Raw genomic sequence first — 15,566 nt, 5'->3', positions numbered from 1 at the left:
CTGCTTATCCTTCTTTAATTAAATCAATTCCTTCTCTAAGAATCTCCTGAAGTGGATTCTTTGAAACATCTACAAACTCACACAACGCTACATCTTCCTCTACCATCTCATATATTCCCAGAGCTTCCATATCATCATAGTCCTCAGCCATAATAGCTTTGAACAGATATGTAGGCAGGATATCCATTGGCATTACCTCCTCGAATGTACCTGTCACCACAAAATTTCTTTCCTCTCCGTGCGTGTTTGTATCTACTTCAAACTCTTTATTTTTTCCATTTAGGAATGTCAACATTCCAAATGCCTTGTGGAAGCTTAGTTTTTTAGTAGATGGCATGATCCACCCTAAAAATTCTTCCTGCTTCCCTTCCGGGATCACCGTGATTTGGTTGTGATAATATCCAAGGTACCCTTCCTGTGCTATTCCTTCGCCAGTAAGCACATTTCCGGAAATGAATCGGTTGTCACTGCCTTCTACAGCTAATTTATTCACGCATGCCCCCGCAAACATTTTTGCATAGCCTCTATCCTTCATTTGTGAGCCTGTTAAAGCTACTAGTCTGGAAGTATCATAGATCCCTTCTATGAATAATTTTCCAATTTGCGCTACTCCTACCGGATTAACGGTCCATACTACATCGCCTTTCGCTATCGGATCTAGGTGATGAATTTGAACCCCTACATTTCCCGCCGGATGGGGTCCGGTGATCGTATTGAGCTGTACATTTTTCACTTGAGAAAACAGCTGAGAAACCTCTGCTTTGCCATCTACATTTAAGTGAACTGTTCCTGCTGTAAATTTTTTAAGAATATCGATTCCAGCCTGGAAGTATTGATCCTGTCCGTTTAGCACATACGAATAATCAGGTGCTAAAGGACTGGAATCAAAAGCAGATATAAAAATCGCTTTTGGGGTGTCCGCCGGATTGGCAACTACTCCGTAAGGTCTTTGAATGATATTGGTCCATCCTCCGGATTTTTTTAGCTGCTCAATGGCATCTTCCTTTGAGATGCCTCCTATTTCAGATGTGGAATAATTTTTGAATTTCTCAAATTCAATTTCTTTATCTGCGAGGATTTTAACTTCCAACACCTTTCTTTTCTCCCCTCGCTTGATCTCCACTACCTCTCCACTAACCGGAGCTGTGTACAGAATATCCTCCACATTTCTTTCGAAGAATAGCGGGGAACCAGCTTTTACATTATCACCTTCTTTTACTAACACTTTAGGGCGACTCAGGCCACTAAAATCAGTCGGTTTTAAAGCGTAGGTATCCGGCTGGGGTGCATCTATTGTTTTGTTTTCGGCCTTTCCGGCCAGGTTTAGGTCAAAACCTTTTTTCAGCTTAATTGTCTGAGACATATTTCTTACTTGAGAGAACGTCTTAAAAAACGAGGCAAACTTAATCAATATCGGTTTTAACGCCCGTCAAAAATTCAATAAAAAAAGGGTTTACTTGTGTTCTGTGTAAAAACCGAATTTTATCTAATTGGTTTGGTCTGCTATGCGGTTGCAGGCTCATTCGCTTTTAGAAAATCAGCAACTTGCTCCATCAGCCATGTCGGTGTGGATGTTGCTCCGCAGATACCCACAGAATCACCCGGCTCAATCCAGCTAAGGTCAATCTCCTTTTCGCTTTCCACAAAATAACTGCGAGGATTATTGGTCAAGCAAACATTATAGAGAGCTTTACCATTGGAGCTCTTTCTGCCTGCCACAAAAATGATCACATCGTGTTTCTGAGAGAATTTCACCATATGTGGTTCTCTGTTGGAAACCTGTCGACATATGCTATCATTGGCATTGAAATCATCAGCCACTGAAAGAAGCCCTGCGTTTTCAATTCGCTTTTCTATTTCCTCCTTTATGGAGTAAAAGCCTTTCGTGCTTTTAGTCGTTTGAGAATATAGCGTGATCGGTCTGGAGAAATCGATTTTTTCCAAATCATCAGGTTCGGTAATAATGATAGCCTCATTGGATGTCTGACCGGTTAAACCTATTACCTCAGCGTGACCTGGCTTACCATAAATCACCAGCTGACCATTTTTGTGTTTAACAAGGTCGTATGCGTTTTTAACCCTGTTTTGCAATTTCAATACAACAGGGCATGACGCATCTACTAACTCAATGTTGTTTTCAATGGCTATTTGATACGTTTCAGGCGGTTCACCATGAGCTCGAATCAATACCTTGCAATTCTTGAGGTTTTTCAATTCATCACGGGTAATTGTTCTCAGGCCTTTGTTATAAAGTCGTTCCACCTCCATTGAATTGTGAACAATATCACCAAGGCAATAAAGCTCCTGGCCCTCAGCCATCTCATCTTCTGCCATCTGGATGGCGAACTCTACACCAAAGCAGTAGCCTGAATTTTCGTCTATTTCAACCTTCATATATTATCGATTCTGCCATTTCAACAATTTTATCGATCTGTTGATTCAAAGTTAAATGAGAAGTATCTATCTCCTTCGCATCATCCGCTTTCTTTAAAGGACTATCCGCTCGTGTACTATCAATTTTATCTCTTTTTTCCAGATTGGCTTTGATTGTCTCTAAGTCCTCTTTTATACCTTTTTTCGCCAACTCCTTTCTTCTTCTCTCCGCTCGAACATCCATATCTGCAGTCATAAAAACCTTTAATTCTGCCTTTGGGAATACAATCGTCCCAATATCACGTCCATCCATCACTACCCCTTTTGCTTCTCCCATTCTACGCTGTTGCTCCACCAGTTTTTTTCTCACCTCGGAGATGGCGCTCACCTGACTCACGTTTTGATTGACCTTCATCGTTCTAATCTGATGGTCTACATCTTCACCATTTAAGAAAATGGATGGCCCATCAAATGAGATGTTACAGTTCTTCAATGAATTATTGACCTGATTATCATCCGAAAAGTCAATTCCTTCTTGCAAAAAGAAATAAGTAACAGCTCGATACATGGCCCCACTATCTATATAGGTATAACCCAGGCCTGCAGCCACTTGTTTGGCTGTAGAACTTTTACCTGTACCTGAGTAGCCATCAATGGCGATTACAATCTTTTTCATCAACAATCTTTAACAGGACATGGGATTGGTTTGCCCTTCTTAATTTTCTTGTTGTTTTTCTTGTGTGAAGAAGAAGGGCCTTTTCTGCACCCTTCTGCACCAATCAAGATTGTCCCTAAAAAAAGAATCAATATGGTTTTGCTAAATCTCATGAAATACCGGAAACCTCCATCGCTCGGTCGACTTTTTTCACTAAACCCTGCAGCACTTTACCCGGACCACATTCTGTGAAACTAGAGGCACCATCAGCGATCATATTCTGAACTGATTGAGTCCATCGTACTGGCGATGTTAGCTGAAGCACAAGGTTTTTCTTTATATCATCCACGCTTGAATACCCCTTGGCATCAACATTTTGATAGACCGGGCATTTTGGATCATTGAAATTAGTATTTTGAATTGCATCGGCCAACTCTTCACGTGCCGGCTCCATCAATGGTGAGTGAAAAGCTCCTCCTACGGGTAGCACCAATGCTCTTTTTGCTCCTGCTTCCTTCAGCTTTTCGCATGCTGCATTTACTGCAGCTACCTCTCCACTAATCACCAGCTGGCCGGGACAATTGTAATTTGCCGCAACGACAACTCCATCGGTTTCTTCACATACCTTTTCTACTACTTCATCCTCAAGTCCCAACACAGCTGCCATGGTAGATTCCTGCATCTCACACGCCTTTTGCATCGCCATGGCTCTTTTAGATACCAACGAAAGGCCATCTTCAAAACTAAGCACACCATTGGCCACCAAAGCTGAAAACTCACCTAATGAATGACCCGCTACCATATCCGGATTGAAATCCTCCGATGTAAGGGCCGCCACCACGCTGTGAATAAATATTGCGGGTTGGGTCACTTTGGTTTGCTTTAGCTGTTCATCCGTGCCAGAAAACATGATACTCTTGATATCAAAACCCAGGATATCATTGGACTGATCAATCAGGTCCTTCGCGGATGAATGGTTATCATAAAGTTCTTTGCCCATTCCTGAAAACTGGGCTCCCTGTCCAGGGAAAACATATGCTTTGCTCATAGGTAAATGTTTGTTCACCACAAAAGTAGGCAATCATATCAATCGAAGAACCGATCTTTCAATTCCGGTGACGGGATCATGCATTGATCTTTCTTTCCAAACCATTTATATCTGTTCCGAGCAACGATATCGTACACCCAGTCCCGTAAAAATTTTGGAACAATGATGAAAAGATAAAGCATGGGCCATAATCCGGACAGACGCCTTGCAATAGTAAGCGCAGCGGTACTTTTTGTTTTTATGTGGTCTCCATCTTTCAACACGATACTTTGAAGTGCATTGCTACTAATGTATTTCTTTGGGAGGTTTTCCTCTGCGAAATCAGACTGGAGGGATGCAAAAAGAAATTGTTTTTTCTTATCCCTTTTAATGACAAATTGGACGGATGCGTTGCATAGATTACAAACACCGTCAAACAGGATAATTGATTTTTTTATCGAATAATCTGTACCCACCCGTTTATAACTTCTGTGGCTTCCTGAGGGTTCAGGATATTGTATCTAACCTCTGCAGAGTAGTAGTAAACTCCTGCAGGCAACTCCCTTCCAGCCTTTGTTTTTCCATCCCAATCGATAAAAATGGTTTTTTCTGGCTCAGTAGAATCATAGCTAAATATCTCCGCTCCTGCTCGATTAAACACTTTGAAATTTACGCTCTGAACAAATCGAGGACATTGTCCGTCTCGCTCTATTGGTCTGAAGGTCTCATTTTTCGTGTCTCCATTTGGTGTAAACACATTTGGCAAAATGTACTGCGGACAGTTATCATTACATACGATTTCTGAGATGGCACTCTCATTCCCCGAGCGGTCCACAGCCGTCACATAATAGCAAAAAGCTAAAGAAGTGAGGTCATTGTCGAAATACTCGGTCGCTTGTGTTTCAGAAACAAGTTGAAAATCTCCATCTTCTCCTGTAGAAGATCGATAAACACGGAAAAAGACAATGTCATCATCGCATGTCACATCATTATCAAACTCCCAAGAGAAACCATTTACCAGATCAACCCCTGAATTCCCTGTTCGTGTCTGACAAGAAGCCTGCGTCTCACAATCAAGACTGGAGTTAAATGTTATCGATATCGGTGCACAGGGCGGTATCGTATCATTGGGCTGAGCACAAATGATTTGTGAATTATTAATTAACGGCTCAATCAACAAGTCATTATCATATGAGCCATAGGTAGTTACGTAATAGCAATATTCTATTTCCTCATCCAGGTCTACACCATTAAAGCTTCCATCATCTAGATAGCTGAGTCCGCCCATGGTCACATCAACTGAATCAATCAACTCAATTGCTGATAGGTCACCGCTATTAACGTTATCTCTATATATGTAGTGGTAGGGATAATCCTGAACATTATTAGACCATGGAACATTGGCCTCCCAATTCAGCCTGATAGCTCCAACTAAAGGGGCTGGCTGTAGCCAAACTGAGGAAGCTTGCTGAGAAGTATCTACGGCCTGATCGGTATTATCGTACAAGACAATTTTATATGAATAAGCATTATCCTCAGTATTAAGACCTGAATCAAAAAAAGTTGTATCCGGAGAAGCGGCTCTTACAGATGTGAAGCTTCCTCCAAAGCCCTGCCCCTGCTTTCTTAGTACCTCATATTCATAAGGTGCGGAAACGGGATCACGCTGCAGAGGGCCTGTCCAGCTCACTTGGATTTCTCCATTGGTTTCGCTCGTCTCCTGTACGTCTACATGAGTAATAACCGGAACGTCAATCAAGAGACTATCACATGCTTCTTCCGATGCTATACTTTCGCCTCCAGCCGGACTAGGGAATGTTGCCACAAGTCGATAACAGTATTTAGATCCAGGAGAAAGCCCCAATCCTTCGTTATTGTCCAGATAATCAGTTGCTGAAACTGGAAGGGTCTCAATTAATTCATATCCCGAGTTTTCAGGAATACCCGGATTGCAAGTTGGATCAATTTCAAACTCACCTACCCGCCTCCATACTTGCATAGAATCTGCATTTGTGCACGAATACGGATCCCAATCAAGCTGTATTCGTCTGCCTGTTTGCGTGTCTGCTGTCAGCCCCGTTGGTGGTGGTCCAACCACTGTAATTCGCCATGTTTCAAAATTTACCTGACCTGGTGGATTTGGAATGTTGGGTATCGTTGGATCATCCTCGGCCTTAAATTGCACTTCATAAGGAGCTAGTCTAACCTGTCCGCAGGCAGTTGTCCACTCAAAATTTAAAATAGAGGGTGGACCCTGAAATTCAGCCGGATCTGGATCTACCGTGGCGGAGGGATTTACCTCGAAAGGCCCACCGAATGCTTCAATTTTTACCGGGTCTCCATCCGGGTCTGTTCCCGTGATGATTCCGGTAATCGTCTCGCCAGCTACAACACATGTATCTTCTGGAATCTCAAGTTCTGGAGGGTCATTTTCATAATCCCAAATAATGATCTGCATATCCCGCGTTACAAAACCGAGTCGAATCAGTTGGCCATTGATCCTGCGCCATTCCTCTACCACAAACGCTACATTAAACTCTCGATTTTCCTGGTCAGGGATGGTTGCGCCTCCGGGAGCATCCCATGTGAGTGTTCCTGTGACCGGATCTATCTCCAGTGTAGGAGGCCCATCTTTAGCCTGATTTCCTTCATTGAAATTATCGTAGAATGATGGATCAATTAAAGATTGATATCCATTAACCTGAAGTCCTTCATCCTGTTTTGGTATTGTGAAATAGTAAGAGAGACTATCCCCGTCCGGATCAAATGCTCCCGGATTATGTTCAAATATTCCACCAACAACCCCTTGATCAATTGGAGGTACAGTAAAGAAAGGTGTACTGTTTACTATGAGTGGATCAATAATAACCAGTGTCTCCACATAGAATGTGGTGCTTACTGAGCCTGAAATATTCTGAATATTAGCGTTTCTAAAGTCTTCCTTGTAGCTCACCAGATAATTAGAACCTCCGGCATAAGTATGGGTAAGTGTGAATTCCCATTTTTCAACACCATTGCCAATATCTTCAATATTTCCCCATGGAATATCTTCTCCTGGATCGTCTCCATATAAATTGCCGTCACCGAAATCAAAAATACCCTGACCAAATGGAACGCCTTCTACATCTCGATAACCAATAAATGTGAATTGATAGGTAAGACCGGAGACTCGTTTGGCGATTACCTCCCCTGCGCGTATGTGTGTCGCTCGAGATACAACGGCCAGCAATGCAAAAACGAAAATCAGTAAACATCTTAAATACCTCATAGGAGCCAGTTAAATCACCGTAAAACTAAACGCTTTTAAAACACATGGATATATAACGAACAAGAATTGTGCTGCAATAGTTGTAGATAGAAACAATGTAGAAAGAATTAATACTTACTAGATTGTGATATTATTTAGAAACAGTCCAAAAACAAATTTTAGATTGCCTAACAAGCTTTCAGAAATTACCTTTGGCGCAAATCCAATAATCCTAAATAAATGAGCAAGCAACTTTTTTCAGGTAGCATCGGCAGAAAATTTGCGATGGCACTTTCCGCACTCTTCCTGATCATATTTTTATTGCAGCATTTTACAATCAATTTCACTTCTGTGGTTAGTGAAGATACGTTCAACGAGCTATCTCACTTTATGGGCACTAACCCGCTCGTTCAATTTGTTTTACAACCTGTTCTTATGTTCGGTGTAGCATTCCATTTCATTATGGGATTTATACTTGAAATTAAAAACAGGAATTCTCGTGAGGTGAAATATGCCAAGAACAATGGCGCTGCAAATTCATCATGGATGTCTAGAAATATGATCTGGAGTGGTCTTTTTATCCTTTTCTTTTTGGGATTCCACTTTTATGATTTCTGGATTCCTGAAATGAATTACAAATACATAGAAATGAAGCCGGAAGATCCGGATAGGTACTATGAGGAAGTGGTGCATATGTTTGAGAATCCGATTAGAGTAATCATTTACTCTTTGTCTTTTGTATTTCTTGCACTCCATCTAATGCATGGCTTCCAGTCTGCCTTCCAATCAATGGGTGCCAGACATGAAAAATATACGCCGGCGATTCAAAAGTTAGGTACTGCATATGCGATATTGATTCCAGCAGGATTCATTTTTATCGCTGTTTATCATTATGTCAATTCTTTATAAGAAATAAATAGGTATGTCAACGTTAGATTCTAAAATACCTGAAGGTCCAATAGCTGAAAAGTGGACCAATCATAAAAACAACATTCGACTGGTAAATCCGGCCAATAAGCGTCTAATCGATGTAATTGTGGTGGGAACTGGTCTTGCAGGTGGTTCTGCAGCGGCAACACTGGCCGAGTTGGGTTACAACGTAAAAGCATTTTGCTATCAGGATTCACCTAGAAGGGCACATTCCATTGCTGCTCAGGGTGGAATCAATGCAGCAAAAAACTACCAGGGTGACGGTGATTCTACTTACCGACTATTTTACGACACAGTAAAAGGTGGTGATTATCGATCCAGGGAAGCAAACGTTTACCGATTAGCCGAAGTATCAACAAATATTATTGATCAGTGTGTAGCGCAAGGAGTGCCTTTCGCCAGGGATTATGGCGGGTTGCTTGATAACAGATCTTTTGGTGGTGTGCAAGTTTCCAGAACTTTCTACGCAAAGGGACAGACGGGACAGCAGCTACTTCTTGGAGCATACTCCGCTATGTCTCGTCAGATTGGTAAAGGAAAAATCAAAATGTACAATCGCCATGAGATGATGGAATTGGTGATTGTCGACGGCAAAGCTCGTGGAATAATAGCAAGGAATTTGGTTACCGGTGAAATCGAAAGACATTCGGCTCATGCAGTGGTGGTTGCCTCCGGTGGATATGGAAACATTTTCTTCCTTTCTACCAATGCGATGGGATCTAATGTCTCCGCTGGATGGAAAATCCACAAGAAAGGTGCATACTTTGCAAATCCATGCTTTACACAGATCCACCCTACCTGTATTCCGCAACACGGTGAGCAACAATCGAAGTTGACGCTGATGTCTGAATCCCTGAGGAACGATGGACGCATCTGGGTGCCTGCAAAAAAAGAAGATGCAGAAGCCATTCGGGCAGGAAAACTGAAACCGACAGACCTAAAAGAGGAAGATCGGGATTATTACCTGGAAAGAAGATATCCTTCATTTGGAAACCTGGTTCCTCGAGATGTGGCTTCCAGAGCTGCAAAAGAACGATGTGATGCTGGATTCGGTGTTGGAACAAATGAAACTGGTGAAGCTGTTTATCTGGATTTTGATGCAGCTATCATGCGATACGGTCGTGAGGAAGTCAATGTAAAAGGTATCCATGATGCGGATGATAAAAAAGTACGCGAACTTGGTGAAAAGGTAGTAGAGGCTAAGTACGGAAACCTCTTCGAGATGTATGAAAACATTACCGGAGACAATCCATATAAAACTCCAATGAAGATTTACCCTGCAGTGCACTATACCATGGGCGGTGTTTGGGTGGATTATAACCTAATGACAACTATTCCGGGTTGCTATGCTTTAGGTGAAGCAAACTTCTCCGATCATGGTGCAAACAGACTAGGTGCTTCCGCTTTAATGCAAGGACTGGCAGACGGGTACTTCGTGATTCCTTACACCATAGGGGATTATTTGGCGGATGATATTCGAACAGGAGCTATCCCAACTGATACCAAAGAATTTGAAGAAGCGGAAAAATCGGTAAGAGAAAGAGTCGAGTTTTTCACCAACAATGGAGGTAAACATTCTGTTGATTACTTCCACAAACGTTTAGGTAAAATCATGTGGAACAAGGTGGGGATGGCTCGAAATGAAAAAGGCTTGAAAGAAGCTATCAAGGAAATTCAGGAGTTGCGAGAGCAGTTCTGGAAAGAAGTACGTGTGCCGGGATCAGCAGATGGTATTAACCAGGAGTTGGAAAAAGCCGGTCGAGTAGCGGACTTCCTGGAGCTGGGTGAATTGTTTGCCAGAGATGCACTGGAGCGCAATGAGTCATGCGGTGGACACTTCCGCGAGGAATACCAAACGGAAGAAGGTGAAGCCGTACGTGACGACAAAAAATATACATACGTAGCTGCCTGGGAATACACAGGTGAGCCATCAAAAGCCAAATTGCATAAAGAAGATTTGAAATATGAGAACATTGAGTTGAAGACTCGTTCTTACAAATAATATTTAGATATGTCAGCAGCAAAAGAATTGAATCTTACACTGAAAGTCTGGAGACAGAAAAGCGATAAAGACAAAGGGAAAATGGAAACCTACCAGGTTTCTAATATCTCCACAGATAGCTCTTTCCTAGAAATGTTGGATATCCTCAATGAGCAATTGATTGAGCAGGGCGATGAGCCAATCGCTTTCGATCATGATTGTCGTGAAGGTATTTGTGGAAGTTGTTCCATGTATATAAATGGCGAAGCTCACGGACCGAAAAGGAGGACAACCACCTGTCAGCTTCACATGCGTGAATTTAAGGATGGTGACACCATATACGTGGAGCCATGGAGGGCAAAAGCATTCCCTGTTATCAAGGATTTGGTGGTGGACAGAAGCGCATTTGACCGTGTAATGAATGCCGGTGGATTTGTGAGTGTAAACACTTCAGGTAACACACAGGATGCGAATGCTATCCCCATCGATAAACATGATGCTGACAATGCATTTGATGCAGCTACATGTATTGGTTGCGGCGCATGTGTAGCATCATGCAAAAATGCTTCTGCTATGTTATTTGTTTCAGCCAAAGTATCTCAGCTTGCTCTATTACCCCAGGGACAAGTAGAAGCTAAGGACCGGGTACAAAATATGGTGAAACAAATGGATGAAGAAGGGTTCGGTAATTGTTCCAATACCGGAGCATGTGAAGTAGAATGCCCGAAAGGAATCTCTATTGAGAATATAGCCAGAATGAATCGGGAGTATTTAAAGAGTTCTATTAGCTAAGTAACTTAAGCTATGATATTTGTAAAGCCTGCAGCAATGTGGGCTTTTTTTATGCCTATAAAAAACACCCTTCATCCTCACACCTTTCCTTTGGTGTAACCATCATTGACTCAAACGAGTAATGTTGCTAGCTTAATCTGACTCAAAACTCAAAACTATGTTAAGGACATTCATTCTCGTGGCTCTCAGGAGCTTTAAGAAAAACAAACTCTCTACCTCCATCAATGCGGTAGGTCTGGTGTTAGGATTCTCCACATTTGTGGTGCTGGCTTCATTCGTATACAATGAAATTTCATATGATCGATGGCATGAAAAGTCAAATCGAATTTACCGCTTCACGACGATAGATGAAGCATTAGGTGTATCAAGCAATGAGGTTGCAATTACCAACCCACGAATGCCTCAGGCAGCAGAGGAAGAAATTCCAGAAGTTGAAATTGCATCCAGAATGCTATTTGCAGGCGAACAGCGAATGGAAAAGGAGGATATCGGCTACTACTCTGAACATGCTCTGTACGTGGAAAATGATTTCTTTGAAATTTTTGACCTTCCGGTAAGAGACCGGGACGAGACACTCGAAAAATTTAATCAGCCACATAAGCTTATTCTGACTGATGCATATGCAAAAAAAGTCTTCGGTAGCGACGAGTCAGTTGGACAAATTCTAACCATCAATGACCAATCTTGGGAAGTTGTTGGGTTGATGGATGACATTACTCAAAATTCCCACCTCGGATTCGATGCGCTGATGTCTCTTTATCCGGCTCAGTCGGATTCATCATTGGCACAATACATCAACGGATGGGGAGGTCTTGGTATGTTGGGTTATGCTGTACTCTCGGAAGGTGCAAATGAACTGGAAGTGGAAAGCAAAATGGCTGAAATTGCTCTTGCCAATGACGTCAATGACTTTTGGATTCCGCAATTACAACCCCTGGAAGAAATCCATTTAGGATCTGCTGGCCTGCTGTTCGATTATTACCATCAAAATAAAGGCGATCAGGTTTATGTCTACGCCCTTTCGGGTGTGGCGATATTTATTCTGCTAATAGCAGCTTTTAATTTCGTGAATCTCACCACTGCACAATCGACCACTCGGGCAAAAGAAGTAGGAATAAGAAAAGTTGTAGGTAGCTCCAAAGCACTTCTCATTGGCCAGCACATGATTGAGTCCATCTTAATGGCCACCATAGCAATGGTCATTTCATTGCTCCTGGTATCTTCACTAACAAATAACGATAGCCTTGGATTAAGCTTTGATCTCTTGACTTTAATGAGCAATGCTCCTATTCTATTGGTTGGTTTTCTTCTTCTTGGGTTTATCATTGGTGCCCTCGCAGGTGTCTATCCGTCATTTATTCTATCCAGTATAAAGTCGGTAAACATCCTTCGCGGAAAATTTCAAACGAGCTCCAAAGGAATTTGGCTCAGAAAAACACTGGTGGTGCTTCAGTTTGTGGCTGCAATAGGCATGATTTGCACCACCCTAATTGTATCTAAACAAATTGATTACATCAAAAACAAGCATCTGGGTTTTGATAAGGATCAGGTAATCAATATCAATGTGGGCAGTCCGGGGCTTGCAGATGGGATGGAGAATTTCAAAGAAAGCCTGGACAACTATTCGGATATTATTAGCACAGGTTACTCCAACAATATGCCTGGTAGCACTTTCGGACGAGGGGGTGTGAACGTGGAAGGAGGTAACCAGGACGAACCATGGATTGTGAGTGTGATGTCCATGGATGAAAACTATCTCGATGTGATGGGCATGGAGCTGATTGCAGGCAGGAATTATGATCCTAGCTATGGTTCTGATCAGCAAGAGTCTATTATTATCAATGAGGCGATGATGGAGTCACTGGGCTGGGATGAGGCTGTGGGGAAAAATCTTGTTTTTGGAAACTCCAATCAAACTACTCGAAAGGTTGTAGGTGTTATTCGGGATTTTCACTTTTCCAGTATGAGACATAAGATCGAGCCACTCATGATCTTTTACAACCCCGACCCAAACAGCAACCTGGTAGTAAAAGTGAGCCCAACAAACATGCGGGAAACATTGGATTACCTTGAAGCCGAATGGAATGCTACATTTCCAAATTATCCTTTTGATTATCAATTCTTTGATCAGGAATTTAACCAGATATTCGCTTCAGATGAACAGTTCGCAAGGCTGGTGAACGCCTTCACCCTGCTTTCAATTGTACTTTCTGCTCTTGGGTTGTTTGGTCTCTCTTTTTTTATGGTGGAGCAACGCAAAAAAGAAATTGGAGTCAGAAAAGTACTTGGCTCCACGGTTTATCAAATTGTGCAGCTCTTGATGAGAGAATTTGTGATATTGATCATTCTGTCCAATATCATTGCCTGGCCAATCGCCTTTTACTTCCTTAAAGGATGGATCAGTGATTTCCAATATCGAATAGATTTATGGGGTATAGATAATCTGGCCATCTATCTGGTCGCTGGTATAGGTGCTTTGATGGTGGCGATGATAGCAGTGAGTTACAAGTCCATTCGGGCTGCCCTATCCAATCCGGTGAATTCTCTTAGAGATGAATAAGAAGAAAAAAGGATTTGCATTAAAGGCCCACACTGACGTGGGCTTTTTATTAATTATCAGCGATGACAACTCCAGCCCCAATGAACCATTGAGGGCTAAATGTGAAGGTTACATCCGAATTTCCACCTGCAGGTTGGGTCAAGAATCCGAAGTTTAACTTTGGGTGTACGTTACCATCCATCCAATAAATACCATTAACATCCAGGTTTAATGCTAAGCCATTATAAGAGTCGACATCTCCTTCAGGGATACTAACTCGATATCCCAATTGCATAAGTGGTTGGATTTCAATATTATCATCCACTGCAAATGCAGCTCCAATTACACCACCAAGTCCGATCATCTGTAAATCAAAATCGTATCGATAAACATAATTTGAGGGGATGTAATTAATAAACCATCCATACCTCAAAGTCGATTCTCCGTATACGCCAGATGCTTTTAGCATTAATCCTCCCTCCAGCGCTGAAAAAGCATCTGGAGGGTCGAAATAAGCAACCTCTTCTACCTCAAAAACCGAATTAATGGAAACGTGGTATTGTTGAGCACTTGCAGATACAAGCAGAACGAATAATATAATCGTTAAATAGATTTTCATATCAAGACATTTTATTCTGTCATAATGAAATCCGTAAAACAATTTACTAAAAATTGAGCTGTATTAAAAATACAACCAGTCTATCCTAGTCATAATGGGATTCTACTTCCCCTCAAACTTTCTTAACTGATGCTCATAATGTGAAGTATCCTCATAAAGTTCTTGAGCTAATTCTAGCGCACGTTTTTCTAGTTCTATGGCTTTCTTCTTGTTTCCAAGTTTAAACTGCAGAGAAGCATACGTGTCAATCATGGATGGCTCTGGCTGCTGATCAACCGCTTCTTGCGCCCAGGTAGAGGCGATTTCCAGTTGATATTTATTGTCTACAAACAGGTAGAACTTCCAGGCCAATTCATTTAACTGCTCAGGATCCTCAAGATTAGTCATCCCTACCAACTCGACTGTAAAGTCTGCATAATCGGACCAATTTTCTGTGTACTCTGAGTAGTGCAGGTTCATCATCAACCGCAAGGTATCTGAACCTGAAAACGTCACGTTCTTAAACGAATGCAATAGGGCACGCATGCCAAAGTCATGAAGCTCTTCTGCCTCAAAAATTTCCTGATACTGCGATAGGTATGTGTCGTATAGTTTTGCATTGACCACTTTTTGACCCAAACTATCTTCAAATAGCTTTTTATTGTTAAGCAGATGCTGAAACTCACGACTATAAATGTCCCACTGATAAGCTGCAAAAACCTCCCAGGGGGTTTCTTTTATTAGGTCTTGTAGTTCAATGTTTTTTAAATATTCTGCAGCGAAACGCTCAGCATCCAGGCATGCCTCTTCCAAAAGCTCCAAATAACTCAGCATAAAATCTATTGAACGATCACCTGCATCGTATTGCTTTTCTCTTGCCATGAGCGTGAGACTGTCTGTGAGAGCGTCTTCAGCAAGTGCAAGAAATTGATTCGCATCCATTCCGCCACATCCACGATGAACAACTTCACCATTTCCATTGATAAACAGGAAAGAGGGAAAAACACCAATTGTATATTCTTCTGCTAGCTCTACCCCAGGGTAATCCTCCATATCCAACTGGACATTTACAAACGTTGAATTAAAGAAGTTAGCAACCTCCAAATCAGTAAAGGTGTATTCTGTCATCTCATCACAAGGCTCACACCACTCTACATATGTGTTCAAAAAAATAAGTTTTCCATTCAAGCGAGCACGGGAAAGAGCCTCATCCCAGGAATCCATGAATTTGATTTGTGCAGCCAGTCCAGCCGGAATCAAGAAAATTAAAAATGCTAGTTTCTTCATGCAGGAAATTTCAACAAAAAACGTTAAAACTCGATTATTGTGTACACTCAATTGTGCGGAATCGCACAGAAATAAAATCCCTCAATATTGTTAAGTAATTGATTTACTGTTACTTACAATACATGGCATAGCGATTG

12 protein-coding genes are annotated in these 15,566 nt (G+C 41.8%); 4 read left to right on the top strand and 8 right to left on the bottom strand.

Translation table 11 applies throughout. The annotated features are described in order from the left end of the window. Window positions 1-4: 4 nt before the first annotated feature. The 6 genes from ACP14Y_RS14925 to ACP14Y_RS14900 form a co-directional block, all read right to left on the bottom strand. On the bottom strand, window positions 5-1,363 hold the full coding sequence (locus ACP14Y_RS14925) for a Na(+)-translocating NADH-quinone reductase subunit A (protein ID WP_424963730.1): 1,359 nt from the start codon (window positions 1,361-1,363) through the stop codon (window positions 5-7). Window positions 1,364-1,503: 140 nt separating this feature from the next. After that, the gene (locus ACP14Y_RS14920; protein ID WP_424963729.1) at window positions 1,504-2,394 is read right to left on the bottom strand and encodes a 4-hydroxy-3-methylbut-2-enyl diphosphate reductase; all 891 of its coding nucleotides are present in this window, start codon (window positions 2,392-2,394) and stop codon (window positions 1,504-1,506) included. After that, window positions 2,384-3,049: a (d)CMP kinase gene (gene cmk / locus ACP14Y_RS14915; RefSeq protein ID WP_424963728.1), complete on the bottom strand. Its 666-nt coding sequence runs from the start codon at window positions 3,047-3,049 to the stop codon at window positions 2,384-2,386. Before cmk ends, ACP14Y_RS14920 begins: the two co-directional genes overlap by 11 nt. A 148-nt stretch (window positions 3,050-3,197) precedes the next feature. Next, window positions 3,198-4,076, bottom strand: coding sequence for an ACP S-malonyltransferase (gene fabD / locus ACP14Y_RS14910; protein WP_424963727.1), 879 nt, complete (start codon window positions 4,074-4,076; stop codon window positions 3,198-3,200). A 38-nt stretch (window positions 4,077-4,114) separates the two neighbouring features. Continuing rightward, window positions 4,115-4,531, bottom strand: coding sequence for a thiol-disulfide oxidoreductase DCC family protein (locus ACP14Y_RS14905; protein ID WP_424963726.1), 417 nt, complete (start codon window positions 4,529-4,531; stop codon window positions 4,115-4,117). Continuing rightward, a complete protein-coding gene (locus ACP14Y_RS14900; protein WP_424963725.1) occupies window positions 4,510-7,323 on the bottom strand; it encodes a gliding motility-associated C-terminal domain-containing protein in 2,814 nt (937 codons plus the stop codon). The genes ACP14Y_RS14905 and ACP14Y_RS14900 overlap by 22 nt, the downstream gene beginning before the upstream one ends. 219 nt (window positions 7,324-7,542) lie before the next feature. Between ACP14Y_RS14900 and ACP14Y_RS14895 the strand changes: the two genes are divergently transcribed. From ACP14Y_RS14895 to ACP14Y_RS14880, 4 genes are all read left to right on the top strand, one after another. Beyond that, window positions 7,543-8,211, top strand: coding sequence for a succinate dehydrogenase cytochrome b subunit (locus ACP14Y_RS14895; RefSeq protein WP_424963724.1), 669 nt, complete (start codon window positions 7,543-7,545; stop codon window positions 8,209-8,211). Between the two features lie 13 nt (window positions 8,212-8,224). Further along, the gene (locus ACP14Y_RS14890) at window positions 8,225-10,234 is read left to right on the top strand and encodes a fumarate reductase/succinate dehydrogenase flavoprotein subunit (protein WP_424963723.1); all 2,010 of its coding nucleotides are present in this window, start codon (window positions 8,225-8,227) and stop codon (window positions 10,232-10,234) included. Between the two features lie 27 nt (window positions 10,235-10,261). After that, window positions 10,262-11,005, top strand: coding sequence for a succinate dehydrogenase/fumarate reductase iron-sulfur subunit (locus ACP14Y_RS14885; RefSeq protein ID WP_424964442.1), 744 nt, complete (start codon window positions 10,262-10,264; stop codon window positions 11,003-11,005). 157 nt (window positions 11,006-11,162) lie between these two features. Beyond that, window positions 11,163-13,565: an ABC transporter permease gene (locus tag ACP14Y_RS14880; protein ID WP_424963722.1), complete on the top strand. Its 2,403-nt coding sequence runs from the start codon at window positions 11,163-11,165 to the stop codon at window positions 13,563-13,565. A 49-nt stretch (window positions 13,566-13,614) separates the two neighbouring features. Here ACP14Y_RS14880 and ACP14Y_RS14875 read toward each other — a convergent pair whose 3' ends face one another. Next, a complete protein-coding gene (locus ACP14Y_RS14875; protein WP_424963721.1) occupies window positions 13,615-14,163 on the bottom strand; it encodes a hypothetical protein in 549 nt (182 codons plus the stop codon). Between the two features lie 102 nt (window positions 14,164-14,265). Beyond that, window positions 14,266-15,429: a thioredoxin family protein gene (locus ACP14Y_RS14870; protein WP_424963720.1), complete on the bottom strand. Its 1,164-nt coding sequence runs from the start codon at window positions 15,427-15,429 to the stop codon at window positions 14,266-14,268. Between the last annotated feature and the right edge of the window lie 137 nt (window positions 15,430-15,566).

The organism is Ekhidna sp. (genome assembly GCF_965247405.1).
In the GTDB taxonomy this organism is placed as follows: Bacteria; Bacteroidota; Bacteroidia; order Cytophagales; family Cyclobacteriaceae; genus Ekhidna.
The sequence above is the reverse complement of the archived record's forward strand: the minus strand, read 5'-3'. Positions and strand labels throughout refer to the sequence as shown.